Below are 24,376 nucleotides of genomic sequence, written 5' to 3'. Positions count from 1 at the left end.
TACCTCTTATTCCGACATACAAGCTCATATTTTCTCCGCTAACCTTTATATGGGACAAATTCCTCCGGCAGGAAATATCCCTGTTCATGTCTGCAGACCGGACATACTTTCGGCGCCTGTTTTCCTTCATGGATATACCCACAATTCGTGCACATCCATGTACTGACTTCCTCCCTTTCATAATACGTATGATTTTCTAGCATCTGTGCCAGTTTCCCAAATCGTTCCTGATGAATGTGTTCAATCTGCGCGATCTGATAAAAGGCCGATGCAGCTTCTAAAAAACCTTCCTCTTTCGCTTCATCGCCGAACTTCTGGTAGACCTCCTCATATTCTTCTCGTTCATTGTGCTCTGCTGCCCGCAAAAGATCTGCAAGTATATCCTGCTGATCAACAGGATATGTTCCGTCGATCTGAATCGTCTGTCCAGACACTTCTTTCAAAAGATGATAAAAACGTTCTGCATGGGCACGCTCCTGCTCTGCCGTATACCGGAAAATGTCTGATACTGCATACATCCCTGCTTTTTCTGCTTTTTCAGCCCCGATCGTATATCGATTTCTCGCCTGACTTTCCCCTGCGAACGCTCTCATAAGATTCTCTTTTGTTCTGCTCTGTAAAAAATCACAAGCCATGATACATACCTCTTTTCTTTTTTATTAGTAGTATATATCATGGCTTGCATTTTATTCTTATTCTGGAATATTTTTACTTAATTAAAGCCGATCAGACGCCTGGCAACCGTGTAGGCAAGTGACGAAACCTTACGTCCCGATCTTCCCGGCAGGTTCATGGTCTGTCCCAAAATACCATACCTGATCTTAAGATATGTCTTATAATCTTTTTTCTTAAGGTAATTCCACAACTCTTTCTTTTTATCCAGGTTTTCCTGCTTTTTAGACCGAATGCACAAAATAGAGGAAACAGTCATCATAATGGCAAGATAATTGATCATATATTTTCTAAGCTTCTTGCTTGTGATCATTTTCAGTTCGTACATACCAATCATTGTTTTATTCACAAATATCTGCTGGTCTATCCTGCTTATCATCACTTTTTCATTTACAGACTGATCTTCCCGCCCAATAAAATACCGGTAAAAGTCCACATCCATATAGTACAGTGTCCGAACATGCGGAAGTGGGTAATATACATAGATATTATCTACATAAAAGGTATGTTTGGGAAGCCTGAGCTGACATAGTTTCAGCATCTCTGTGCGATATATGACGGAATGCATCAAAATGTATTGATCCAGATGGAATCTTCCGATATCGTCCCACTTAAATATCTGGTTCTGAGGCAAAACATTCTTATACCGGATTACCTTTTTATGTTCCATTCCTACTTTTTCATATACATAATTCGCAATCACCATGTCCACTTCTGTCTCGGCATCCACAAAACCTTTTATCGTTCCTAATATTTTCAGAAGAGCCTCTTTGTCCACCCAGTCGTCACTGTCTACCACTTTAAAATATTTTCCTGTGGCAAACTGAAGTCCACAATTCACCGCATCTCCATGTCCGCCATTTTCTTTCGTCACTGCCCTGACGATCGTCGGATATTCCTTTTCATATTTCTTCGCAATTTCCAGAGTACCGTCTTTGGAACCGTCATCAACAATAATAATCTCTACATCTTCTCCTCCTGCGAGAATAGACTGGATCGCTTTTTCCATATAGCTCTCTGAATTATAGCAGGGGATTGCAAATGATATATATTTCATTCTTTCTCGTCCTTTCCTTGATATACGAATTTATTATAGCATTGTTTTTCCCCGATTAAAAGAAAAATACTCTCTGCTCTTACGCAATAATCTTTTTTTCTTATTTTATTGTAAATTTATCCACTTTCCTATATAGTTATTACATACCCATGCGGGCATCCCGTAATGCACCTCCATTTGGGAATGCAAAAGCAGTACGGTCATGCCCTGACAATCGAAACAGGAGGAGACAAAATGAAAAAAAATGTAATCGTAGGACAGTCCGGCGGCCCCACTGCCGTTATCAACGCAAGCCTCTACGGAGTCGTTTATGAAGCACTTAACCGGGAAGATTCATTCGGTACTGTCTATGGTATGATAAATGGCATTGAAGGCTTTTTGCAGGATAAGATCATGGATATGAAACCACTGGATGCATCCGGTGAACTGGAATTAATAAAAACTACCCCCGGCTCTTATCTAGGTTCCTGCCGCTATAAGCTGCCGGAGGATTTAAATGACGCTGTATATCCTCTTCTGTTCCGGAAATTCTCCGACTATCAGATCGGCTATTTCTTCTATATCGGAGGGAATGATTCTATGGATACTGTCAGTAAGCTTTCCCGCTATGCAGAGCAGATACACAGTGATATCCGCTTTATCGGCATCCCAAAGACGATCGACAATGACCTTGTCCTGACCGATCATACTCCGGGCTTTGGAAGCGCAGCCAAGTATGTGGCGTCTACGGTCCGCGAGATCGTTACTGACGCCTCCGTATATGATAATAAAAAATCTGTTACCATCGTGGAGATCATGGGACGGCATGCCGGCTGGCTGACAGCGGCAAGTGCTCTGGCGCGCCGATACAAGGGAGACAATCCATTACTGATCTATCTTCCAGAAACCTCCTTCTCACAAGACGAATTCTTAAAACAGGCAGAACAGGCTCTTAAGACAACTCCCAACCTTGTTGTCTGCATATCAGAAGGGATCCACACGGCAGATGGTACATTCATCTGTGAATTTGCCAGCGACGTAAGTGTGGATACTTTTGGCCACAAGATGTTGACCGGTTCCGGAAAATATCTGGAAAACCTTGTCAAAGAAAAACTCGGTGTAAAAGTACGGTCAATCGAACTAAATGTATGCCAGAGATGTTCCTCTGCCATGCTCTCCGCCACAGATCTAAAAGAAGCAATCGCCTCCGGCGCCTATGGTGTGAAGTCCGCTTTGGACGGAGAAACCGGAAAGATGATCGCATTTAAACGTATCGCAGAAACTCCGTATACGATCACTTATATACCGGAAGATGTCAATGTGATCTGCAATCAGGAAAAAGCAGTCCCATCAGAATGGATCACCAAAGACGGATGTGACGTGACAGACGCTTTTATCCGTTATGCGACCCCGCTTGTGCAGGGAGAAGTCACGATCCCTAAAGAAAACGGAATCCCTAAATTTGCATATCGAAGATAAGGAAGCGCATTTTATCCTTCTGTTTTATCTATCATAAAGACAAGCCTCACTTTTGGTTTTCACCATTAGTGAGGCTGCCTTTTTGCCCGGACTTTCCCTTTACAGATCTCCATTTCAAAATCTTCCAGCTTGTCTAATATATAATCAGCCGCTCTATCGCTTTTCAGCACAGGCGGCGTCCATGAGCATGATGCGCTTTTATCCGCTCGTGAATTATTTGGATATGTAATGTTTGTAACTAAGGAAGAAGGTGAAGAGATGCCTGCGCCTACCCGGTTACACTTCCAGAATGGTTAAATGCAGCCACATTAGAATGAAATATAAATTTTTCTCACATTTTACACGAAGCATTATTACAAAAAATTCGTAAAAATTAAAACCCGCCCCTTTTCTGCTCCATTTTTTATTTTTTCCAAAAGAATAACCTCTGGACGCGCCGTTTCACAGCATATCTAGAGGTTTGTTCAATGCGGATAACAGGAGTCAGCACACCTGTTTTAACCTATTATATATCCCGTTTTTCGTTGCTTTTACGCTCGCAACTTTGCATACTATATCATGTTTTTGCACTCTGTACAATTTTTTAGTATCATTTCAGTATCAAAAACTTGAATATGAGTGTCTGTAGTGCCAGAATGAACATTCCAAAGGCAATTAAGTCTTTAAATATACCCCAGTTCCTTCTCTGCCCATCTCAACGCCTCTCTTTCTACATCACTTGTCCATGTTTGCCGGAAGCTCTGCATACTTGTATGATGTATTGGAGCTGCAGACAGATATTGCTCATAATATGCACGGAACTTCCTGGAACGTCTCGGCAATCTCAATGCCTTTAATGCCTTGTTATTTATGTCACTGACTCTATTGATAGAGATTCCTTGCTTTTCTCCGGTTTCCTTCAACGTCATTCCGTCCATGTAACGACAACGGATTGTCTGCGCCTGATCTGCCGGAAGAGAATCTACAGCAATCCACAACTCACGCTTCATATTTTCCCAGTCAAGCCTGCTGGTGCAGTCCTCTTCCAGATCCTCACCGGATGCAACTGTATCTTCCAGCGTCATTTCCTCATTGTCGGCGCCGATCGGGGCACTCAAGCTTTGTATCTGCCCTTTCCTTGCGTTTTCCTGCACTCTACGCAATTCTTTCTGATTCACTCCTAAAAAGGCGCACAATTCGCTTTCAGAAGGTTCAGCGCCATAATACTTATAATATTCACTACAGATATTCTTATATCGCCGGACAGCTTCTCTTGCACCTACTGGAATACGCACCACACTGCAGCAGTTGTCTATATACCGGCGTATACGTTGCTTTATCCAGAAAGCGGCATAATTGATAAACAGTATCTCTTTTTTCGGTTCATAATGTCGCACAGCTTCATGCAAAGCTATATAGCTTTCTTGCTTGAGATCGTCCATCTCCGCATAGTGGGAATACTTTACCGCTATTTTCCATATAACTCCCCGGTTCTGCTCCCAGAGTGTCAACATATTGCCGGCAACATTCTCATGCGCTTGAATCAGCGCAACAAGTTGTTCATTAGTCATATTATGCCCCTTTCAAAAGCACCCGGCAGGAAAGAGAAGGAATGCCGTGTGTTTTTTTTCGTAGTGCGGTGGGAACCTCCGTCTGCCAGCATGTGGGGGAGGTATGCCCTCTTCATTAATGCAAAACGGGGCAAGGACGGTTTTCCATCCTTCACCCCTTTGAGATATATCCCACTCAATCCTTAAGCAATTGCATGATAATAGATTCCATCTTTCTTGTTATCCAGTACGAACGCATCATAAACAACTCTACCTGTTACCACGTCACCACTTGAGAGCGGTGTATTCTGATGAACATTATAATCATTAAGCTTCACCGGAGCTGTACAAGCTGATGGATGTGCGATCATAAAACCGAAGTTCTCCGGCAGCCTGCTGGCCGGTACTCTTACAACTGCCATTCCGTCAAGGTATGCGACTACGCCTTTCAGCTTCATATCTGCGCCCACATCGGTATTATCAAACTCTGTAGCCTGTTTCAGCAGTGTATAAGTTGCTGGAGTAACTACCAGTACTCTTTCCGTGTCCGGTACTTCTGCGTCATCCATGTATTCACTTCCGGCAAGGATAGCAGTATAAACATCTGTTTTTGTTAATGCTTTCGTTACCTTTTTGCCCGCTCCTGTTGTCATCTTGTCATACACATACTTGTCAACTTCCGGAACTACTACCTCACGAAGCTGCCTAGCAAGTGCTGAACCCGCTTCTAGCTGCTGGTTTGTTTCGTCCATATCAAGCTTATCAATGTTAAAGATAAAACTTCTATCTTTGGACAGTGTAAGTATTTCCGTCTGTGATCCTAAATCTAACAGACTTCCATATCTAGAAACTTGTCCATCATCCTCTGACTTATTACGTGCATAGTCATTCATTTTTGCTGTGGAAATCTTCCACAATCTAATTGCGTGCGCTCCATCCCAGTTGTAGTCTGTATTTGTCAATAATGACATTTTACTCTCAGCTTTAAAAAGCTCGTCTGTTTTTGGAGCGTAAATTGTAGTTAATTCGTTAGCCATCTTATAATATTCTCCTATCTGATTCTACTATATTTTGGCTCATGCTTGGCGCCGACCGGAGGAAAGTCATAGGTTTCACTACCCTCATAAGGTGTATAACTTGGGTATTTGCTTTTCATCATACCGCTTCTTTCAAATGCCCCTACCAGTTTATCGACATTCTTCTCGAAGGTTCCCTCTTCTGACACGTGTATCATGTCGGCCAGCTCATCCGGGTAGCCTTTTGATCTCAGGTATTCAATCCGTGACAAGCGCTCTTCTCTCTGTTTCAAATCGTTTTCACGGTCATCTAGATCACTCATACGCTTTTGTAGTTCCTCGTCTGTCTGCTTGGCATGAACCTGTTCCTTCTTTCGCTCATGGAGTCTGTGACGGATAATCTCGTTCACTTCTTCCTGGGTAAATAACTTTTCTTTTGTTTCTGGAGCCTCTTCTTGTTGCAGATTTTTTTCTTGTGTTAAGTTATTTTCTTCATTCATTGCAGCTATATCCTTTCCCTGTTTTACGCCCAGTTGGCTACTTGCAAATAGAAAAAGGCGCAGGAACAACAGTTAGTCATTTTAGACTATTCGCTATCCCCACGCCCTTTAAGGCTTGCACCGTTGGCAGTTTTGGTGCGGCTTCTTGTGTTCTATTTGTTATATTTATTATACTACACAATCATTCCAGTATCAACTATAAAGCCGGATATATGCTCTTTTATATTTCCCCTTTGCTGGCTGTTTTTTACACTCAATTACACGCTTCTTATTAAGCATACTTATTATTTCATTTAATTCCCGTTCGTCTGTATATGATACCTTGATTTTTATACTCACGTTCTTCTTCCTCCTCATCAAGTAATAACAAATAGGCTGTATCTTCATCCACTCCGTAACTGTCCATGATCTCATACAAGCGAAACTCTCTTTCTTCTGTCATGGTCTACCTCCTTTCATCCTGCCGCCCGGTTCTGGTGTTGGCGTACCATCCGCAGGAGGGCAGTCTTTTTATTTCATTTCAATCAGCAATAGCCTGTGCCGATCCGTAAACTCAAAAAGCTTTCTTTTATACTCATTGCAAGGCTCATATTCATCCCGATAACTAAGCAACACAATCTTAACTTTGTTGTAGGTATCAACATCCATCCTTAACAGATCCTTAACTGAATCATTAACTATTCTATTAAATTCTTGTCTATCTATCATAATTCTCTTCCTCTCCCGGCAGATCCATGTTATTATATATTTTGTGTTTTTGGCATGGCTCCCGGCTGTGCTTGCCCTATAGAGAGTTGCTCCCTATGGGGCTATTTTTTTAGTTACCTGTATCTACGCTGCCGCCGATCCGCAGGAAATGAAAGTCTTTTCCCCGTGTGTACCGTTCCGGGATCATACCCACACAATCTGACAGGGCTTCAATATCACCGCCCATACTGATCAATGCGCCGTTTATGTCCTCCAACACGTCTGCTATCCGCTTTAGCTGTTCTATTTTCATCACCTCCAACGCAAAAGAATCATCATCACCTGCTACCTCACAAAATTCATCTATAATTTCTCTATATTTTTCTGTCATTTTCCTGTTTCCTTTCTTGTAGGGGGTATAACACCTATGCCACTATGCCACCATTGCCACACATGGCAACCTATATATTTTCAAGTTTTATTTGTTCGGCATTGTCGGCATTAGCGGCGTTAGTGACATTGTCGGCATTAGTGGCATGAAAAATATATTTTCTTTTACCTGCTGCCCCCTTGTTATAATCGTAGTCAATTCCATCAAAGAAAAGCAAAGGCTCAAACTTATTTATGAGAGCACCTATCTTTCTCACATCTTCATAGATCTCACTGCTTAAGTATTTACTTGCGCTCTTGATGTCACTTGCCGAACCTTCCCAGCGTCCGCCACCCTGTTTCACTAGCTTCTTGATAGTCTCAACAATCGGGCTTTGTTCATATTCCGAAACAAGCCTTTGATTTTCAACGTCTTCCTCTGTTCCGACATACTCCCATTGAAACGATTTCTTGTTGAATCTGATTTTCAACTTTTGACTCTCCATATCTCTCCCGGTAATATGTAAAGTTCCCTCTTCTGAATATCTGTCGTCTTTCGTAATCACCCAAGCACAATCTAATGCGCCCATTACACCGACTGAACCTGATAACTCATTGAAAACGTCAGAAGGGTCTCTCATTTTCCTTGTATGATGAATTAACATCAGTCCAATATTATGCTTGTCCGCAATCTGCTTAAGCACCTTAAAATCATCATAATCCCGATCGTAGCCGCTTTGGTTCTTTTTGGCAGGCTGTCTAATCATCTGAAAAACGTCCACAATAATCAGCTTTATGTCTGGATGTGCTTGAAGCTGATACTCTATCTGTTTTTCAAAGCCGTCACCAATCCGGCCGGGCTCGTCCGTCCCTGTGATAATATGTAAATTGTCAGGCTTTTCTCCAAACGGCCCGATAATTTGATTAAGTCTGCTCTTAGGTCTGCGCTTTGTACTCTCAAGGTCGAGGTATAAACACGCATGTTTATGACAGTCAAAGTCAAGAAATTTTCCGCCGTTACAGATTGCCACACACAACCCCAACGCCATATAGCTTTTATAATATTTGCTCGGTGCTCCAATCATGGACAGCCCGACCGGAAGAACTTTTTCAACAATCCATTCAATAGGGGGTATATCCATCTTGTCAAGTTCCGCTGCCGTTACGGATTGTATAGGCTTAAACGCTTTCACCGGGCGGCTTTTTCCACGATCACACACAACTTTACGTTTGTTCTCATTCTTTTCTTGCTCGTAGCTCATGGTAGGTTTAAGATAATCTCGTTTAAACCCTGTGAAAATAGTTTTCTCAAGCTCCCTAGTTGTTAATGGTGGCTTGCATTGTGTACTGTTGATTTCATTAATCGCGAGGCGGATAGCTTTTTCTGTAAGCCCACTGGATCGCATCTTCATAAACTTGCTAAATAAAAAGTCTGTCCTTTCGCCTTCGTGTATAATCTCTTCTTCTGGAACAACAGCATTATTTTGTTTTTCTTTTGCAGAAACATTCTTTGTCCCGTCAGATAAAAACTTTATAACTTGATCATTCGCATCAGCGACTTCCATGTCACAGAACCCAATTTCCCATTCGTATCTCCTACTATTTTCATGTACTGAAGGTGGAAGCACTGCGCAAGCTCCGTTCGCTCTGATATCTACTCCTTCATATAAGCCAATTACGCTTTTGCATGATTTATCAAATCTGTAAAAATAGTGGTAGCCACCTCTTCCCGTAATGACTCTACAAGTCTCTGGCAACTCTCCGTTTCTGTTTTCCCATTCCTGTAACACTGCTAAACCATGCTTGTTTTTCTCGTCATCCTCGTCCAGATCTATAACAAGTAGCCCTGAAGTATTGTATCCAGTAGCTAAACCTATATTGGCGTTAGGATGCTTATCCCACCATCCCGCCACCTTTTCCAAGTCGCTTGAAGCATCATTGATGCCATGTTCTGTCCAAGGTTCTTTCCCAGGATGATCCTGACCTGGAACTGATGGGTGCTTAACTGGGAATATTGGCAAGCCAAGTTTTGCATAGTATAACGCCCATTCCTTCATGTTGTAGCCTTCTGGCTCGTTTACTGTTACATCCTCTAAAATATTAATCACCTTCCTTCATACCATACATCCTATCGTAAAAATAAGCCTTGCTTACCTTACCAGCGAATGTAATAAAACCTTTTTGTTTCAGCTCATCGTTTAATTGTCTGATCACTTGATACCCCTTGCTCTCAGATACTCCACAGATCTCCGAAATATCTTTCGCTGTTAAAACATACTTTTCCATTGTTTCTCCTTCCTATACTCTGATACCCACACCGCCAAGTGTTCAAATGATTTCAGTAACATCAACGCCCAATATTTTCGCAAGTTTTCCGAGTGTTTCCGGTCTTGCGTTCTGCCCACTAAGAATTGCACACAAAGTACCATGCTTAAAGCCTTTTTCAATAATATCTTTTTGCCCCATACACGCTCTTGCTCTTGCGAGCTCGTACTTCTCTCTGTTGAGTTTCATTAATTATCACCTCACTTATAATAGTTTAATTTACTATTTGTTGATTGTAATCATATTATAATTTACTATTTGTTGATTGTCAATGATTAATTTTACATTTTGTTGATTTTTTCGAATATAAAATGTACAATTATAAATAAGATAAAAGAAAGGAGGCTAGACATGAGTGAATTAAGCAATAGACTAAAAGAGTTGAGAATTGACAAAGGACTTCAACAAAAAGAAATAGCTGATAAAATAGGCGTTTCGCCGGCTTCTTATTCTTTGTATGAACGTGGAGAACGAGAACCTAGCATTACCACCCTAAAAAACTTAGCGTATCTTTTTGGTGTTACGTTAGACAGCTTGTTAGAAAATGAAATAAATATAGTAGAACCATCCCTCGACGAAATAAGGAGAGAAGTGTCAGATCTGCGTTATTCTCTGAATGAAAAAGGCTTAAGAAAAGTAGCTGATTATATGTACGATCTGATAGAAATTAAAAAGTATAAAATAGGTAACTAGCCCATAACTTCCTATCTTCTGATACCCACACCGCCAAACATATCAGAGAAAGGAAGGTAAACATGGGAATTTACAAAGATGAATCAAGAGGTACATGGTACGTCAAAACGTACTACACGGACTGGACTGGCCAGAAAAAACAGAAATTAAAACGAGGCTTTAAACTGCAACGTGAGGCGAAAGAGTGGGAACGAAAGTTTCTAGATCAACAACAAGGAAAACCCGATATGTCTTTTGAAGCTATGGCCGAATTGTTTCTGGAAGATAAAAAAGCGCATGCGAAACTTAGTTCTTACAAAAGCGAGAAAGGTCGTCTTAAAGCGTGGGTTATCCCTTATTTTAAAGATAAGCCGCTAAGCGGTATCACCGCCGCCGATATAAGAAAGTGGCAAGCAGAACTAAAAACGGCCACAGGAGCAAATGGAGAGCCTCTGTCGCAGTCATATTTGCACAATATTGTGATGGAGTGCTCTGCTGTGTTTAATTTTGCGGTGAAATATTACGGACTTTCAAACAATCCCTGCCGGATCGCAGGGGATAACATCGGTAAGAAAGTAAAGAGTGTGCAGTTTTGGACGCACGAAGAATTTAATCGGTTTATTACTACGTTCGACAAGTCCGATCCGTTTTACACGGCCTTTCTTGTCTTGTACTACACCGGGATGAGAATCGGGGAACTCATGGCACTGACCTTTGCAGATGTGGATCTGGAAGGCGGAACAATCAGCATAAACAAGACGTACCACAGAATAGACGGAAAGACGGTTATAACATCGCCAAAGACGGAAAAAGGGATCCGTACAATCACGATCCCAGGCTTTTTATGTAAGTGTCTTGATCGACACATGAAACGCATCTATGGAGCTACGACAGACACTCGGCTTTTTAGTTCTTCCAAAAACCCCTACCTGCAGCACATGAAAAAACATGAAGCTCTGGCCGGGCTGCATCACGTCCGGCTGCATGATCTCCGTCACTCTCACGCTTCGCTGTTGATCGAGCTCGGCTTCTCTGCATTGCTGGTATCGGAGCGACTCGGACATGAGAATGTATCAACTACTCTTGATATATATTCTCACTTGTTCCCATCAAAACAGAGCGAAGTTGCTGATAAATTAGATAAGCTCTATTCATCAGATAATTATTGAGATAGTATCATTTTAGTATCAAAGGGTAAAAAAGAAACGGCAGGAAACACAATAATTAGCGTATTCTGCCGTTTTTCAATGCGGATAACAGGACTTGAACCTGCACGTCGTAGACACCAGATCCTAAATCTGGCGCGTCTGCCAATTCCGCCATATCCGCTTATTTGGTTTAAATTTAAAAATAGAACAAGCTCTCGCTTGTCCAGAGTGAGCGTGCGGGGATTCGAACCCCGGACAACTTGATTAAAAGTCAAGTGCTCTACCACCTGAGCTACACGCCCTCATTTTATAACTTTTTAAGTAAACTGGGCTAGCTGGATTCGAACCAGCGAATGCAGGAGTCAAAGTCCTGTGCCTTACCGCTTGGCGATAGCCCATTAAAGACTTGTGTCTGACACTGCATGCCAGCTTTTCTTATACAAGAAAAAGGGTGGGTAGTGGGACTCGAACCCACGATATCCAGAACCACAATCTGGCGCGCTAACCAACTGCACCATACCCACCATAACGAGCCTGGGGGGATTCGAACCCTCGACCTACGGCTTAGAAGGCCGTTGCTCTATCCAGCTGAGCTACAGACTCACATTATAGTATCCCCTGTTATATCAGACTCCTCACACCTTGATGTGAGAGAGCGGGTGATGGGAATCGAACCCACGTATCCAGCTTGGAAGGCTGGTGTTCTACCATTGAACTACACCCGCAGATCCATCGGGGTGACAGGATTCGAACCTGCGACCTCCTGGTCCCAAACCAGGCGCTCTAGCCAAGCTGAGCCACACCCCGATATTGTTCGCCGACACTGTCTTCCCGTGACGCAATAGTTATTATATTATAGACAAGGGCACATGTCAATAAAATTTTTCATTTTTTTTATACAATTTTCTAATTCCTTCTGGTTTTGCCTTTTTCCCTTGTATTTTGGCTATTCCAGATAATAATGTGTATATGTAAGATGACCGTTTTCATCCATTTCCATGATCATATAACTGCCTTTTCTTCCTTCTTGACGCGGATAGGACAAACTACCTGGGTTTAAAAGAGTAACTCCATCCCGGCACTCCAGAAATGGGCGATGCGTGTGTCCGAACATGACAATATCTGCATTCCGGGCTGCGCCTTCCTCGCGAATACACTCCGTATCCAACGAAACATAATAGTTATGTCCATGTGTAATGAACACTTTGTATCTTCCAATATAAAATTCCTCTTCTGGAGGAAGTTCAGAAAAAAAGTCATTGTTGCCTCTGACCATATGTGTTTCACAATCGATCACTGCATTAATGTATTCTTCCCCTCCTTCCACATCTCCAAGATGGATAAACATGTCCACCGCTCCTGCCTTTTCAAGTGCGCAGTCTAGATTTTTGTGTTTTCCATGTGTATCACTGACAATCAATATCCTCATCGTTCATCCTTCCCATACTTCTCTTCCAAAATCTTTCTCATCGCACGCAATGCTTTTCCCCTATGACTTAATTCATTTTTTAACTCAGGAGACATTTCACCGGTCGTGCATCCATATTCCGGCACATAAAATATGGGATCATAGCCAAAACCATTCTCTCCCAGTATTTCATGGGCAATACGCCCTTCAATGGTTCCTCGCACAGTTTCCGCCGTCCCATCAGGAAAAACAGCTGCCACAGCACAAACAAACCGTGCTGTACGTTCTTCTTCCGGCACTCCTTCGAGCCGATCCAAGAAAATCCTGTTTTTCACATCATAAGAAGTATCCTCTCCCGCAAAGCGCGCTGAATATATTCCAGGTGCCTTATCCAGATAATCTATCTCAAGCCCGGAATCATCTGCCAGGATGATATCTTTTTTCAGAAACCTGGAAACCGCCCTGGCCTTGATCTCTGCGTTTTCTTCAAAGGACATCCCATCTTCTATGATCTCGGTTTCCACCCCCGCCTCTTTCATAGAATACACAGGCATCCCCAGATCTGCCAGTATCATGCGTATCTCTTTCATCTTATTTTGATTTCCAGTAGCAAAAATTATTCTTCTCTCCATCTTCTTACCTTCTATCTCTTTTGTCTGGGAGGCTTCGGTCCCAAAAACTGATAATAATACGTCTTTATCATACCATTATATATCTTACGGTTTTTATCTGCTTTTCTCCCGAAATACCTCTCCACATCTTCATAACTTGTAATTACATATGCCGACCAACTGTCAAGCCCTGCAAACCCCTCTCCAAATTCCCGATATATCCCCGGAAGTGATCTTTTATCCTCGATCCGTTCGCCATACGGCGGATTGGTAATGATAAACCCATATTTTTTTGGATGGCTTAATTCTTTTACCGCTCTTTGCTGTAAATGTATGAGATGTGAGACTCCGGCATCCTCTGCGTTCTGCCTTGCCGCCTTTATCACTTCGCCATCGATATCATAGCCTTGTATATCTGTTTCCACCGTATCATTGATCTGAGCATTGGCTTCATCTACTGCTTCATACCAGGCTTTTCTGTTGAGCAGGTTATCCCATTTTTCCGCAGTAAAACTACGATTCATACCGGGAGCTATATTCGCTGCGATCATAGCCGCTTCAATCGGGAATGTACCGCTTCCGCAGAACGGGTCCACCAAGATCCGGTCTCCTTTCCACGGAGTCAAGAGTATCAACGCTGCTGCGAGAGTTTCTGCTATAGGAGCTTTAGACTGCAGCCTGCGGTATCCTCTTTTATGCAAAGAGACACCCGATGTATCGATTCCGACTGTCACAATATCTTTCATAAGAAAGACTCGGATCGGAAACGAGGATCCAGTTTCCTCAAACCATTCTTTATGGTATTTTCCTTTCAGGCGTTCTACGATTGCTTTCTTCATGATCGACTGTATATCCGAAGGGCTAAACAGCTTACTCTTTACAGATGCCGCCTTTGTGATCCAAAATTTCCCGTCCTTTGGTATGTATGCCTCCCAGGGAAGCTTTTTCGTTTCCTCAAAAAGTTCGTCATAGGCAGCTGCCTGAAAGCTTCCTACCTTCAGCAAAATACGTTCCGCTGTCCGAAGAAAAATATTCGCTCTGCATAGGGCGTTTATATCCCCTAAAAATGTAACCCTGCCGTCCTCTACCTGTATAATCTCATATCCCAGATCCTGAATCTCTTTTTTTAACACAGCTTCCAGTCCAAAATGGCAGGGAGCGATCCATTCCATATTCTCCATGAACTCCTCCGTTTTAAAATTTATCTCTATCCATCTTACTATAAAAAAGAGGCATAGTAAAGTTGAACTTTCCTATGCCTCCTGTTTGACAGATTATCTGTCACTACTTTTGCCAGCTGTATATACCGTTAGTAGTTGTCCTTCTCATCATACGCATCCATATTTTTGCTGTTCTTATTTTTGGAAGACGTACTATTGGAATTCTTTCCGCAGTTTGATGTCTTATTCTTACTTTGTTCATTTTCATAGGATGAATAAGAGCTGTTGTTCGCATTTTTGTTTACATTATTCGTATTGCTGTAATTCTTTGCCATTGTATTTCCCTCCTGTTTATTTGGTACACTCTTATTATTAGAAGACAAAAGATTTTTTATGCAGAAAATCTATAAATAAACGATAAATTTTGACGCAGATTTTTTACAGTTTTTTTCTTTTTTTGCTTGCTTTTTCCAATTTCATATATTATACTATCTCTTGTAGAAAGGTTACTTTCTACAACCCCTTATTAATTATTTATACTCCCCTCAAAAGACCGATGGCTCCCCCATCGGTCTTTTACTTTTCAGCGTCTGCGTCGAAACGCTCTTAGCAATATGGCAACAAGAATACACGGTACTATGACTGGCAGAAAAATACGTATGAGTCCTGTTACGATCAATACAATAACCACAATACACAGTAAAATGCAAAATACCAGAAACAATTTCTTCCACCACGTATCCAATCCCAATATATGCGTCGTATTCTTTTTCTCTTCTGATCCGGAAGTCTTCCGGCTATTTTCATATACCGTCTCTTTATCCGTTCCGTCGCTTGCGTCGATGATCGTACGTGCCAGGATCCACGGTTCTCCTAATACTGCCAAAATCTCTTCTTCACTTTTTCCTTTTCGTATTTCTTCGTCTATATACTGTTCATAATATTCTAGATTTTCCTGCACCTGCGCACTGCTTATATTTCCCGACAGCGCCTTCCTTAGCTTCACCAAAAATTCTGTCCGTGTCATCTATACCTCCTTAGCACCGTTCTGTCCGGTCTTACCGGAACTATTCTTACTGCAACAATAAAACCTTGCACTTAGAATAGCATACTCTTTTTGCTATTCCAAGTACAAGGTTCTTACTTTTTCTATCTTTTCTACGTTCTTTATGCTTCTGCCAATTCTTTTAGAAGTTCTGTCAGCCAGTTCCACATGTTGGCGATGGATTCTTTTGACACTTTTTCTTTCGTAGAATGTACATCATATAAATTAGGACCTACTGAAATAATATCCATTCCCGGTCTCTTTCCATCCCAGTATCCACACTCTAACCCGGCATGGATTGCAGCCAATTCGGCTTTCTTACCGGAAAGTTTTTCATAAAGCGCGATCGCCGTCTCACGAAGAGGTGATTCTGCACGATACTGCCATCCCGGATAATCGCTTTCAAATATACATTCATCACAGAATTGCTCTGCAATGATCTGAATCTTATCTCTTAAGAAATATTTCTGTGATTCTACAGAACTTCTCATAGACATAAGCAGCGTCATTCTACCATCTTCCGTAGTCAAAGATCCCATACTCATAGAAGTCTCTATCAGTCCTTCGATGGCAAACGAATATCCAAACACACCATACGGCAGCAGCATAAGGCTCTTTGTGATCTCGCTCTGATATTTTTCTGTATACACCTCGGCTTCTTTTACAGGATCGCCTTCTTCAATCTCTAAGGAAATAGAATCTGTATACTGCAGTTCTGTCCGAAATACTTCCTGTGTATCGCGGATCAGTGCCTCGACAGTCTCTTTTTCATCCTTTTTTACATAGAAACTGATCTTGCCTGTATTGGCGATCGCATTTGCCTTTCCCTGCACCTCTATGTCACTGACTCTGGCTTGGGTATTTCGCAGGGCATAGCACAGTCTGCCCAAAAGCACGATCGAATTTCCCAGACCTTTTCCTATATTGATCCCAGAGTGTCCTCCAGCCAATTCTTTTACATTTACAGTTACAGGAATACTTTCTTCTTTCCAGATTTCTTTTTCCAGATTCCAGATCATACGGCAGCGCAGACCTCCCGCGCAGCTTGTATAAAAAACACCTTCCTCTTCAGAATCCAGATTGATAAACCGTGTTCCTTTTAAAGAAGAAATATCCAATTTATCCGCACCGATCAGTCCCGTTTCTTCCTGTACAGTAAAGATCACTTCCAGATCTGGATGCTGTAATTGTGTGCTATCTAAAATCGCCAGACAATATGCTACTGCTATGCCGTTATCTGCTCCAAGCGAAGTTCCTTCTGCAAAATAGTATTCTCCGTCCTCTTTCACTTCAATCCCATCTGCATATCTATGGCTGCAGCCTTCTTCCTTTACATATACCATATCCAGATGTCCCTGCAGGATCACCGGCTCTGCACCTTTTACAGTGCCCGGCTTACGGATGATGATATTATTCACCTCATCCCTATAGACATCCAGATCACGTTCTTTTGCAAAAGCGACAATATAATCCGCAATTGCCGCCTCATCCCCCGAGGCTCTAGGTATCGAGCATACCTTTTTAAAATAAGAAATTACTTTCTCTACGTCCATATCTTTTCCCTTCCCGTATTTTTATGTTCACCCATTCTATGTCTTTTCCAGACTGTCCAGGCAAAAAGGACGTCTTTACATAAACATCTTAATCAGACTGGAGAAAAAGCCGTACAGCCCGTCTCCTGCGATCAAACCAGCGTCACGGCAGTTCATAAATTCATCTCCGATGATCTTACGGATGATGACAGCAATAACAACGCCGATTCCATAGATTGGATTGTTGATCAAAAGACCTGTTGCCAGCAGTACACCGAACATATACTTTCTTCCGATAAACTGAATAATTGCTCCAGGGATTGCCCAGATTGCCAGTTCTTTAACTAATGCCAGGTTCGTTCCGGCTTCTGCCGCAGTAGCAAATACATAACTTGTAGCCGGAATCAGCCCGTCTTTCATCGTCATATCCGCAAAAAACATAACAACGATAATCCCAATCACTGCACCAAGCATCTCGATATATACCTGCTGTTTTCTTCCGTATACTTCATGTTCTTTGTTCTCGCTCTTTCCACGAAGGATCCACCCTGTTTTCAAGTCATATCCCATATCTGCAAAACATGGTCCTACAGCGCTGATATAACCTGTCATAACCGCTACTGCGATCGGGTTGAAGCCCATCAAAACGCCAAGTGTCATAAAAATTGTTGTAACGGCAAATCCCGGGAACCATCCGGAATACATTGCCGCTTTTCCAATGATGATCATGGAAGCGATAGAAGAAAATGCCGTCCATGCGATCCACAAAACCATTGTAGCCGGTGACATTCCTGTGAAAATACCGCAAATAATCCCTGTGAGCACACCGCCTCCTACATGAGTCAGCAATGCTATGATCAATGTCTTCTTTGTGCTGGCTGCGGATACAGTAAGTCCTTCTTCCATTTCTATCCGCTCTGCCTGCGCACGTTTTTTCTTAGACGAGCTCTGATAGATAGAATATACAGACTGCACCAGTGCAACCAGTCCGGCGCCTACCATGATACCCTGTGGAATATTCGTCGCACCAATATCAAATCCTGTTAACGGCATTGCGTAGCCCCGGATCAGAAGCCCTATACCCAGTGCGAGCATAGAAACGATATTTGCAATAAATACGATACCAACCGCACCTACAGGGAGTTTAAAGATACTTCCCACGATTCCGACTACGATTCCCTGTACAACTCTTTTCGCTTTCTCTCCGCCTTCGTCTCCGGCTTCGATTACTTCTGCAGTCGCTACTCCCGGCGCCCAAGCTTCTTTTGCCGGGAACAGTGGAGAATCAAAAAGTGCTCCGACCGTATAAACAGAAACAACGGTTCCAAAAATCGTTCCGATCGCCATTGGAAGGATCGCCTTCGTCTCTCCCATCACGAACAGGATCGCAACAGCTACAAACGCACAGTTTGCCGCTGAAAAACCTGCTCCTGATACGATCGTCTGAATATAATTCTGGCGCTCTTTGCTCTTAAAGTTGCTGAATATCGTCATTGGTATTCTGGCGATCAACATTGCAAACACCGCACCGAGAATGGATGTATTTGCAGATACACCTACTTTTCCCATGATCTGCATACAGATGATACCTGATAAAACCGCCAGAAGAGAACCGAAAATAATTGTTACCGGCTCTGAAAATTTTATTTTTTCAAATGTCGTCTTTTCCGTATTTGTATTGTTATCCCTCATACATTCTCCTTTCTAACCATCCCATTTTCAAAAGAAGGGTACGCGTAAAAAATACGGGTACCCTCCTTCCTTCTTCCCTCTTTGGCAGGATCTTAATATCCTGCTACACCCATTTTCTTGCAGATTGCCGCAAGTTCAGGGTCTACATATTTTCCATTTTCTTCAATTGCTTTGCCATCCAGTATGATAGAAGGTTTAGATACTACACCGTCTGTATGAGATGCTGCTGTCCAGTAACTTCCTCTGATCATCTTGCCCTGGCTTCCGATTCCGAATTCCATACAGCCGAAGATTCTCTCGTCTTCTACGATTCGTCCTGTCGCTTTGGATACACCCGGGTTGAAACCTAAGGAATAATGTGCCAGACGGAACATATTCGGGTCATTGAAAGAATGCAGCCATGCGTCAAAGCGCTCTGCCTCTTTTCCGCCTTCTACCTTTGTCACACGTCCGTTTTCCAGAGTCAGCTTCACTGGTTCAGAAAGGATTCCCATATCTGTCGGTGGGAAGATTGCTGCGTCAAATACTAATGTTCCATTGATCGTCTCCTCGATCGGGCACCAGCTGATCTGTCCGCACATCATGAACGGATATCCTTTAAATGTAGCAAGCTGTCCGGAGTGACGAACTTTTCTTCCTTCATTTTTTGCTGTCAGATATGTACCGTTTTCATCTTTAATGATAATCTCATTGCCGGCTTCCATTTTTGCCTTCAATGCTTCACCTAATTCTACAACTCCTGCCACATCAACTTTTCCGATACAATTTACGATCATCGTTACATCCATACCGGTCAGGTTGATATAACGGCATCCAAAGTCGATTGCTTTTCTCCAGGATTCGCACAGCATAATAGATGCATAAGAAAGCTCGATCCACACATCTGCTACTGCCACTGCATTTCCAAGTGGAGCGACCGGTTCTGCATATGCAGCATCTGATGTCGGGCAATATACCAATACCGGATTGGCACCTACGATATAGGCTGCGTTCATGATCGCATCCAACACTCTCTTGTCCGTGGAAGTATCTCCTGTTACTACCACATTCTCGCCAGGCTCTACAAGCATTACTTCTTTTACGAGCTTGTAAGCTGCCTTGCTCACTTCATAAGACAAATAATCTGGTGACATTTCGATTCCAATTGGGTACTCCATAATGAAATCCTCCTTTTATATAAATTTATTTTTTTATTTTTCTGTTTCCACTATACTGCGGTTATTGATATTCCGCAATTCCCAGTTTTCTGCAGTACTCTGCACATATCGGATCCTTATAGACTCCGTTTTCTTCAATAACTTCACCGTCCAGTATGATCGTCGGCTTAGATACTACACCGTCCGTATGTGCGGCCGCATCCCAGAACGCACCGTTTAAGCTGGCTCCCTGACTTCCGATTCCAAATTCGATACAGCCAAAAATCCGTTCATCTTCCACAATCCTTCCCGTCGCCTTACGCACACCCGGATTAAAGCCAATAGAATAGTGTGCCAAACGGTACATATTCGGATCATTGAAAGAATCGATCCATTTCTTGAAGATCTGCGCCTGGGCTCCGCCGCTTATATCTGTTACTCTGCCTTCGTGGAAGGTTACTTTTACAGTATCTCGTAAAATCCCGATCTCAGCAGGCGGGAATAAGGCCGCATCAAATACGATCGTACCTTCGATCGTCTCCTCCACCGGGCACCAGCTCACCTGTCCGCCCAGCATGATCGGATAGCCTTTCTTCGTTGCCAGCTGTCCGGAATGTTTTACCTTTCTTCCCCGGTTATAGGCTTTTAAGTCTGTTCCGTTGGCATCCCGCACGATTACTTCATCTGCTTTCTGTACTCTCTGGGTCAGGTATTCACCGAATTCTACCACCAGCGGATAATCAATTTTCCCGACCGTATTGACAAGCATGATCGTATCCATCCCACACAGACATGTATATCTTGCTCCATTGGCGATTGCTTTCTGGAAGCAAGGAGAATGCATCACGCAGTAATATGCGAATTCAATCCACACGTCCGCAGCCGCTACTGCATTTGCCACCGGAAGCGCCGGCTCTTCAAACGCCTTGCCTGTCGTCGGATACTTGATCAGCACGGGGAATGCTCCAATCGTGTAAGCCGCCTTCATAGCTGCTTCTACCACACGCATATCTGTCGATGTATCTGCTGTTATCACAACATTTTCTCCAGGCTTTACAAGCATTACATCCCGCACAAGCTTCATCGCTGCGCTCTGTACTTCATAGGACAGATACTCTTCTGTCATCTCGATCCCTATTGGATATTCCATTCTTATCCTTCCTCTCTGCTTTTACTATTGATACATATTAAAACATGCCTTCTGTAAATTTATCCGGCGCTGCTTTCGCTTTGATCCGCATTGCAACATAATATACGACTCCTGTGACAAGCAGAGACTGAAGCGGCGGAATTCCGACACTTACTACATATGTTGTCACATACCCCACTACTGCACCGACTGCCATTGCCAGTGTAGCAATAAAGTTCCAGCCGGTTTTATCTTCCCATTTTTCTTTTCTTGCAAAGAAATCAACAAACATAACGCCTGCAATAGCCGGATACAACAAGGCAGCCAAATTCAGCAAGTCTGTAAAGTGATCCAAGATTCCCCACAAAGAAAGAATGATCGATATTACTGTAGCGCCAAGAGTTACCATCGCTCTTCCTTTTCCTGTCTTTACATTCAGGATATTGGAGAAGGAAAGTCCCATTGTATAGTTGTTTACGAGCTGGCTCGTCCAGGAAGCCAGCCACAGTACGATAAAGCCCCAGATTGGGAAGCCTAATCCCTGCATAACTGCTACGATATCTGCTGTTCCGTTTCCTGCTGCCATGATTCCCCCGATAAACACGAGCGGAATACCGATTGCAATGATTCCCAGCGGAATCAAAATATTATCTTTCCATTTTGGTTTCGCATATCTTGTATAATCTGCAGATATGACAAATTGTGAAACATTCATTCCCAGAAGTGTTGTAACCCCTGCTGCAAAAGTCAGTTCCCCGCTTCCCTGATAGCTCATAATGTGAGACCAGCCAACATTCTTTAAAGCGAGGTAGATGCCTACGATACAAAGCAACAGTCCACATGGCACTGCCAAATAATCCGTCCATTTCATAGAAGAATATCCAATGATCGCCGGAACTGCAAACAACGCACCTACGATGATCGTCACGATCGCCCACGGTACTTTTTCCACCGTGTAGTCGATTCCTAGGATTACACACAACGCATTTCCTGTCACAGATGTCTGGATCGCCCACCATCCCATACTGATAACACCGATCACAAGGGCAATGATGAATTTTGCCTGCTTATCTCCAAATCCCTGTCTTGCGATAACGGAAGAGGACAGACCTGTTTTTGCTCCCATATATCCGCTGATCGTATTTCCGCCCCATGTAAGGATCAGGAATGTAAACAATACAACCGGTATCATTCCCTTCAGCCCGAACGCACCGATCAGGGTCGCACCAATCATCAGCACGGATACACTAAACTCCAAGCCGCCGAATACAACTGCAGGAGTTACCCATTTTTCTCTTTGTTCCAGCGGTATCGGAGTCATTGGCTCGTCTGCCGCAACCGCCCCCTCACTTTTCATCGGTTTTTCATCAAACATATCTCATTTTCTCCTATCTGCTAATGTTTTGTATTGTCAGCTATCTGCCTGTAGATTTCCGGGCGTTTCATCCGGCGCCACGGAATCCCCGTTCTTGCTTCCTCCAGCTTTCCTTTTTCAAGGATAACTTCTCCATAAGCTTCCTCTGTTGTCTGCAGTCGTAAAAGCACTGTCCCGTCCGGTCCTGATACGGTTGAATTGCCACAGTACTTTTCGTCTCCGCACGCACGGTTTAATGCAACTGTATACACTTGATTTTCTGCGGCTCTTGTCCTTCCGCAGCCAGAAAACAGTTCTTCCCAGCCATATCCCCATGCACTCGGATATAGGATCACATCTGCGCCTTTATCAAGAGCCAGTGGGGTGGAAATCTCCGCAAACCCTAAATCTGCACAGATCAACATACCAATCTTCCAGCCTCTGAAGTCTACTGCAATCAATGCATCGCCTCTGTCAAAATAATCATTTTCTGTAGCCCACAGATGAATCTTTTTATATTCCCCTACCAGCTTCCCCGTTTCATCCCAAAGACAGACTGCATCGTAGCACTTTCCTTCATGGACAGACTGTACGCCTGCAAGGATCGGCTGCTCATACCGTGCCGCCAGACCTGATACATATGCCCTTTCATCCAACAGTTTTCCTTTTTCGAACTTGTATCCGCTGATACATAACTCCGGGAAACAAAGTAGATCAAGGTCTTTTCCCGAATATTTTTTCACCTCGTGTTCAAAATGCGCACAATTCCTTTCTACTTCTCCTTCTATTACAGCAAATTGCACAATCCCTAATTTCAGCATTTTTCCTCCTTTCCGCAATTTCCACAAATAAACTGCTGTAAAACCCTTTACATTTTCCTTGATTATACCAAAAGATTCATCTAAAATGAAATCATATTATTTTATACCCTGATAAGTACGATTTATAACGTCGGTATAGCAAGGAAAGGACGGTTCTTTTATGTTGGATTTAAAACTAGCAACATTTCTAACCCTCTGTGAGACAAGGAATTATACACAGACCGCCAGCCAATTAAATATCACACAGCCGGCGGTATCCCAGCACATCAAATATCTGGAAAAATATTATGACGCCAAACTTTTTTATTATGATGAAAAGCGACGTCTCCATCTTACGGAAAAAGGCAAACTTCTCCGCTCCTTTGCTCAGACTATTCGTTCGGATTCCGCTCTGATCCTGGAGAAAATGATGGCGCCTCCCAAAAAAGACAATGAACTGAAACTCGGCACCGTAACAACTGCCGGCGAGTCTCTCGTTCCGCATATGATCGCGCAATACTTAAAAAAATATCCGGATATGAAGGTCAGTCTGTATCTGGGCGAAGCCGACACACTCCTCACATGGCTCCAGGAAGGACGTATCCAATGCTGTCTAACAGATGCCTACTGCCCTTCCTCTACTTATGAGAGTGAAGAGTTATTTGAAGTGGAAACGATCTGTGTCTGTTCCCCGCAGCATCCTCTTGCCGGCCAAACGGTGGATTTTCAAGATTTGAACGCTTATCGTCTCATATTCCGTGAGAATGATACAAACTCTCACCGGAATCTGATGCATATCCTTCAGGCACACAATCAGGAATTGGGAAATTTTCAGTCTTATATAGAGATCGGAACGATCAATGCCGTCAAAAAACTAGTCATGGAAAATATGGGAATTTCTTTTATCTATCGTTTTGTCGTACAGGAAAATTTAGATAACGGAACCTTAAAACAAATTTATATCCGGAATTTTTCTTCCCGCAATACTTTTAGTTTTGCATGGATGAAGAACAGTTTTTTTACCGCCGGCAGTCTGAAATTTTTGGAAATATGCAAGACCGTCGTATGACAAAAGC

General features: G+C 42.8%; 26 protein-coding genes and 7 tRNA genes. 4 read left to right on the top strand and 29 right to left on the bottom strand.

The annotated features are described in order from the left end of the window. Positions 1-38: 38 nt before the first annotated feature. Positions 39-635 (bottom strand): rubrerythrin, encoded by a 597-nt coding sequence (gene rbr / locus BN3282_RS07790; RefSeq protein ID WP_059068067.1) that lies wholly within the window; start codon positions 633-635, stop codon positions 39-41. 77 nt (positions 636-712) lie between these two features. Continuing rightward, positions 713-1,729, bottom strand: a complete 1,017-nt coding sequence (locus tag BN3282_RS07785) for a glycosyltransferase family 2 protein (protein ID WP_059068065.1) — start codon at positions 1,727-1,729, stop codon at positions 713-715. A 234-nt stretch (positions 1,730-1,963) separates the two neighbouring features. Here BN3282_RS07785 and BN3282_RS07780 point away from each other — a divergent pair, with 234 nt between their 5' ends. Continuing rightward, positions 1,964-3,187 carry a 6-phosphofructokinase gene (locus BN3282_RS07780; RefSeq protein WP_059068063.1) on the top strand — a complete coding sequence of 408 codons (1,224 nt, stop codon included), beginning with the start codon at positions 1,964-1,966 and terminating at the stop codon, positions 3,185-3,187. A 662-nt stretch (positions 3,188-3,849) separates the two neighbouring features. Here the strand turns inward: BN3282_RS07780 and BN3282_RS07775 are convergent. The 9 genes from BN3282_RS07775 to BN3282_RS07740 form a co-directional block, all read right to left on the bottom strand. After that, positions 3,850-4,737 (bottom strand): sigma-70 family RNA polymerase sigma factor, encoded by an 888-nt coding sequence (locus tag BN3282_RS07775; protein WP_059068062.1) that lies wholly within the window; start codon positions 4,735-4,737, stop codon positions 3,850-3,852. A gap of 182 nt (positions 4,738-4,919) precedes the next feature. Continuing rightward, complete coding sequence (locus tag BN3282_RS07770; protein ID WP_059068060.1) at positions 4,920-5,753, bottom strand: phage major capsid protein; 834 nt, start codon at positions 5,751-5,753, stop codon at positions 4,920-4,922. A 14-nt stretch (positions 5,754-5,767) separates the two neighbouring features. Then, on the bottom strand, positions 5,768-6,232 hold the full coding sequence (locus tag BN3282_RS07765; RefSeq protein ID WP_059068057.1) for a hypothetical protein: 465 nt from the start codon (positions 6,230-6,232) through the stop codon (positions 5,768-5,770). A 289-nt stretch (positions 6,233-6,521) separates the two neighbouring features. Further along, positions 6,522-6,674, bottom strand: coding sequence for a hypothetical protein (locus BN3282_RS15040; protein ID WP_162858228.1), 153 nt, complete (start codon positions 6,672-6,674; stop codon positions 6,522-6,524). Positions 6,675-6,742: 68 nt separating this feature from the next. Beyond that, positions 6,743-6,940 carry a hypothetical protein gene (locus tag BN3282_RS07760; RefSeq protein ID WP_059068055.1) on the bottom strand — a complete coding sequence of 66 codons (198 nt, stop codon included), beginning with the start codon at positions 6,938-6,940 and terminating at the stop codon, positions 6,743-6,745. 109 nt (positions 6,941-7,049) lie between these two features. Beyond that, positions 7,050-7,310: a hypothetical protein gene (locus BN3282_RS07755; RefSeq protein WP_059068053.1), complete on the bottom strand. Its 261-nt coding sequence runs from the start codon at positions 7,308-7,310 to the stop codon at positions 7,050-7,052. A gap of 70 nt (positions 7,311-7,380) precedes the next feature. Beyond that, positions 7,381-9,396, bottom strand: coding sequence for a bifunctional DNA primase/polymerase (locus BN3282_RS07750; protein WP_205408534.1), 2,016 nt, complete (start codon positions 9,394-9,396; stop codon positions 7,381-7,383). Further along, entirely contained in the window at positions 9,389-9,574 is a 186-nt protein-coding gene (locus BN3282_RS07745; protein ID WP_059068050.1) for a hypothetical protein, read from the bottom strand. Before BN3282_RS07745 ends, BN3282_RS07750 begins: the two co-directional genes overlap by 8 nt. Before the next feature lie 42 nt (positions 9,575-9,616). Beyond that, positions 9,617-9,802 carry a helix-turn-helix domain-containing protein gene (locus BN3282_RS07740; RefSeq protein WP_059068048.1) on the bottom strand — a complete coding sequence of 62 codons (186 nt, stop codon included), beginning with the start codon at positions 9,800-9,802 and terminating at the stop codon, positions 9,617-9,619. Positions 9,803-9,964: 162 nt separating this feature from the next. On the opposite strand from BN3282_RS07740, the gene BN3282_RS07735 reads away from it, so the two are divergent. Both BN3282_RS07735 and BN3282_RS07730 read left to right on the top strand, forming a co-directional pair. Continuing rightward, entirely contained in the window at positions 9,965-10,306 is a 342-nt protein-coding gene (locus BN3282_RS07735) for a helix-turn-helix domain-containing protein (RefSeq protein WP_059068047.1), read from the top strand. Between the two features lie 62 nt (positions 10,307-10,368). After that, on the top strand, positions 10,369-11,454 hold the full coding sequence (locus BN3282_RS07730) for a site-specific integrase (RefSeq protein ID WP_059068045.1): 1,086 nt from the start codon (positions 10,369-10,371) through the stop codon (positions 11,452-11,454). 79 nt (positions 11,455-11,533) lie between these two features. Here BN3282_RS07730 and BN3282_RS07725 read toward each other — a convergent pair. From BN3282_RS07725 to BN3282_RS07640, 18 genes are all read right to left on the bottom strand, one after another. After that, positions 11,534-11,614: transfer RNA gene (locus tag BN3282_RS07725), tRNA-Leu, on the bottom strand. A 48-nt stretch (positions 11,615-11,662) separates the two neighbouring features. After that, positions 11,663-11,735, bottom strand: a tRNA-Lys gene (locus BN3282_RS07720). Between the two features lie 24 nt (positions 11,736-11,759). Next, positions 11,760-11,831 (bottom strand) — tRNA-Gln (locus tag BN3282_RS07715). A 52-nt stretch (positions 11,832-11,883) separates the two neighbouring features. After that, positions 11,884-11,957: transfer RNA gene (locus BN3282_RS07710), tRNA-His, on the bottom strand. A 5-nt stretch (positions 11,958-11,962) separates the two neighbouring features. Continuing rightward, positions 11,963-12,036 (bottom strand) — tRNA-Arg (locus BN3282_RS07705). A gap of 51 nt (positions 12,037-12,087) precedes the next feature. Next, positions 12,088-12,158 (bottom strand) — tRNA-Gly (locus tag BN3282_RS07700). A 7-nt stretch (positions 12,159-12,165) separates the two neighbouring features. Further along, positions 12,166-12,240 (bottom strand) — tRNA-Pro (locus BN3282_RS07695). A 139-nt stretch (positions 12,241-12,379) separates the two neighbouring features. Beyond that, positions 12,380-12,862 carry a metallophosphoesterase family protein gene (locus tag BN3282_RS07690; protein WP_059068043.1) on the bottom strand — a complete coding sequence of 161 codons (483 nt, stop codon included), beginning with the start codon at positions 12,860-12,862 and terminating at the stop codon, positions 12,380-12,382. Further along, positions 12,859-13,473 (bottom strand): RdgB/HAM1 family non-canonical purine NTP pyrophosphatase, encoded by a 615-nt coding sequence (gene rdgB, locus BN3282_RS07685; RefSeq protein WP_059068041.1) that lies wholly within the window; start codon positions 13,471-13,473, stop codon positions 12,859-12,861. The genes BN3282_RS07690 and rdgB overlap by 4 nt, the downstream gene beginning before the upstream one ends. Positions 13,474-13,484: 11 nt before the next feature. Beyond that, positions 13,485-14,633, bottom strand: coding sequence for a THUMP domain-containing class I SAM-dependent RNA methyltransferase (locus BN3282_RS07680; protein WP_059068039.1), 1,149 nt, complete (start codon positions 14,631-14,633; stop codon positions 13,485-13,487). 128 nt (positions 14,634-14,761) lie between these two features. Beyond that, positions 14,762-14,947, bottom strand: a complete 186-nt coding sequence (locus BN3282_RS07675; RefSeq protein WP_059068038.1) for a hypothetical protein — start codon at positions 14,945-14,947, stop codon at positions 14,762-14,764. A 248-nt stretch (positions 14,948-15,195) separates the two neighbouring features. Further along, positions 15,196-15,639 (bottom strand): DUF1700 domain-containing protein, encoded by a 444-nt coding sequence (locus tag BN3282_RS07670; protein ID WP_059068036.1) that lies wholly within the window; start codon positions 15,637-15,639, stop codon positions 15,196-15,198. 140 nt (positions 15,640-15,779) lie between these two features. Next, positions 15,780-17,210: a beta-Ala-His dipeptidase gene (pepD, locus tag BN3282_RS07665; RefSeq protein WP_059068034.1), complete on the bottom strand. Its 1,431-nt coding sequence runs from the start codon at positions 17,208-17,210 to the stop codon at positions 15,780-15,782. A 75-nt stretch (positions 17,211-17,285) separates the two neighbouring features. Beyond that, positions 17,286-18,881 carry an OPT/YSL family transporter gene (locus tag BN3282_RS07660; protein WP_059068032.1) on the bottom strand — a complete coding sequence of 532 codons (1,596 nt, stop codon included), beginning with the start codon at positions 18,879-18,881 and terminating at the stop codon, positions 17,286-17,288. A gap of 92 nt (positions 18,882-18,973) precedes the next feature. Then, positions 18,974-20,038 (bottom strand): 2,5-dihydroxypyridine 5,6-dioxygenase NicX family protein, encoded by a 1,065-nt coding sequence (locus BN3282_RS07655; protein WP_059068031.1) that lies wholly within the window; start codon positions 20,036-20,038, stop codon positions 18,974-18,976. Positions 20,039-20,099: 61 nt separating this feature from the next. Further along, positions 20,100-21,167 carry an aminopeptidase gene (locus BN3282_RS07650; protein ID WP_059068029.1) on the bottom strand — a complete coding sequence of 356 codons (1,068 nt, stop codon included), beginning with the start codon at positions 21,165-21,167 and terminating at the stop codon, positions 20,100-20,102. Between the two features lie 37 nt (positions 21,168-21,204). Next, positions 21,205-22,521 carry a cytosine permease gene (locus tag BN3282_RS07645; protein WP_059068027.1) on the bottom strand — a complete coding sequence of 439 codons (1,317 nt, stop codon included), beginning with the start codon at positions 22,519-22,521 and terminating at the stop codon, positions 21,205-21,207. A 20-nt stretch (positions 22,522-22,541) separates the two neighbouring features. Further along, complete coding sequence (locus BN3282_RS07640) at positions 22,542-23,321, bottom strand: carbon-nitrogen hydrolase family protein (protein ID WP_242866617.1); 780 nt, start codon at positions 23,319-23,321, stop codon at positions 22,542-22,544. A gap of 160 nt (positions 23,322-23,481) precedes the next feature. On the opposite strand from BN3282_RS07640, the gene BN3282_RS07635 reads away from it, so the two are divergent. Next, positions 23,482-24,369, top strand: coding sequence for a LysR family transcriptional regulator (locus BN3282_RS07635; RefSeq protein ID WP_059068025.1), 888 nt, complete (start codon positions 23,482-23,484; stop codon positions 24,367-24,369). The last annotated feature ends 7 nt before the right edge of the window (positions 24,370-24,376 follow it).

The organism is Mediterraneibacter massiliensis (genome assembly GCF_001487105.1).
GTDB classification, from domain to species: Bacteria; Bacillota; Clostridia; order Lachnospirales; family Lachnospiraceae; genus Mediterraneibacter; species Mediterraneibacter massiliensis.
The sequence above is the reverse complement of the archived record's forward strand: the minus strand, read 5'-3'. Positions and strand labels throughout refer to the sequence as shown.

Bases quoted from the DNA above. Each gene is read 5' to 3' on its own strand.
- BN3282_RS15040 (WP_162858228.1), bottom strand. From the start codon at position 6,674: ATGACAGAAGAAAGAGAGTTTCGCTTGTATGAGATCATGGACAGTTAC.
- BN3282_RS07760 (WP_059068055.1), bottom strand. From the start codon at position 6,940: ATGATAGATAGACAAGAATTTAATAGAATAGTTAATGATTCAGTTAAG.
- rdgB (WP_059068041.1), bottom strand. From the start codon at position 13,473: ATGGAGAGAAGAATAATTTTTGCTACTGGAAATCAAAATAAGATGAAA.
- BN3282_RS07765 (WP_059068057.1), bottom strand. From the start codon at position 6,232: ATGAATGAAGAAAATAACTTAACACAAGAAAAAAATCTGCAACAAGAA.
- BN3282_RS07755 (WP_059068053.1), bottom strand. From the start codon at position 7,310: ATGACAGAAAAATATAGAGAAATTATAGATGAATTTTGTGAGGTAGCA.
- BN3282_RS07670 (WP_059068036.1), bottom strand. From the start codon at position 15,639: ATGACACGGACAGAATTTTTGGTGAAGCTAAGGAAGGCGCTGTCGGGA.
- BN3282_RS07635 (WP_059068025.1), top strand. From the start codon at position 23,482: ATGTTGGATTTAAAACTAGCAACATTTCTAACCCTCTGTGAGACAAGG.
- BN3282_RS07690 (WP_059068043.1), bottom strand. From the start codon at position 12,862: ATGAGGATATTGATTGTCAGTGATACACATGGAAAACACAAAAATCTA.
- pepD (WP_059068034.1), bottom strand. From the start codon at position 17,210: ATGGACGTAGAGAAAGTAATTTCTTATTTTAAAAAGGTATGCTCGATA.
- BN3282_RS07785 (WP_059068065.1), bottom strand. From the start codon at position 1,729: ATGAAATATATATCATTTGCAATCCCCTGCTATAATTCAGAGAGCTAT.
- BN3282_RS07655 (WP_059068031.1), bottom strand. From the start codon at position 20,038: ATGGAGTACCCAATTGGAATCGAAATGTCACCAGATTATTTGTCTTAT.
- BN3282_RS07730 (WP_059068045.1), top strand. From the start codon at position 10,369: ATGGGAATTTACAAAGATGAATCAAGAGGTACATGGTACGTCAAAACG.
- BN3282_RS07770 (WP_059068060.1), bottom strand. From the start codon at position 5,753: ATGGCTAACGAATTAACTACAATTTACGCTCCAAAAACAGACGAGCTT.
- BN3282_RS07660 (WP_059068032.1), bottom strand. From the start codon at position 18,881: ATGAGGGATAACAATACAAATACGGAAAAGACGACATTTGAAAAAATA.
- BN3282_RS07645 (WP_059068027.1), bottom strand. From the start codon at position 22,521: ATGTTTGATGAAAAACCGATGAAAAGTGAGGGGGCGGTTGCGGCAGAC.
- BN3282_RS07775 (WP_059068062.1), bottom strand. From the start codon at position 4,737: ATGACTAATGAACAACTTGTTGCGCTGATTCAAGCGCATGAGAATGTT.
- BN3282_RS07680 (WP_059068039.1), bottom strand. From the start codon at position 14,633: ATGGAGAATATGGAATGGATCGCTCCCTGCCATTTTGGACTGGAAGCT.
- rbr (WP_059068067.1), bottom strand. From the start codon at position 635: ATGGCTTGTGATTTTTTACAGAGCAGAACAAAAGAGAATCTTATGAGA.
- BN3282_RS07675 (WP_059068038.1), bottom strand. From the start codon at position 14,947: ATGGCAAAGAATTACAGCAATACGAATAATGTAAACAAAAATGCGAAC.
- BN3282_RS07735 (WP_059068047.1), top strand. From the start codon at position 9,965: ATGAGTGAATTAAGCAATAGACTAAAAGAGTTGAGAATTGACAAAGGA.
- BN3282_RS07780 (WP_059068063.1), top strand. From the start codon at position 1,964: ATGAAAAAAAATGTAATCGTAGGACAGTCCGGCGGCCCCACTGCCGTT.
- BN3282_RS07650 (WP_059068029.1), bottom strand. From the start codon at position 21,167: ATGGAATATCCAATAGGGATCGAGATGACAGAAGAGTATCTGTCCTAT.
- BN3282_RS07745 (WP_059068050.1), bottom strand. From the start codon at position 9,574: ATGGAAAAGTATGTTTTAACAGCGAAAGATATTTCGGAGATCTGTGGA.
- BN3282_RS07640 (WP_242866617.1), bottom strand. From the start codon at position 23,321: ATGCTGAAATTAGGGATTGTGCAATTTGCTGTAATAGAAGGAGAAGTA.
- BN3282_RS07740 (WP_059068048.1), bottom strand. From the start codon at position 9,802: ATGAAACTCAACAGAGAGAAGTACGAGCTCGCAAGAGCAAGAGCGTGT.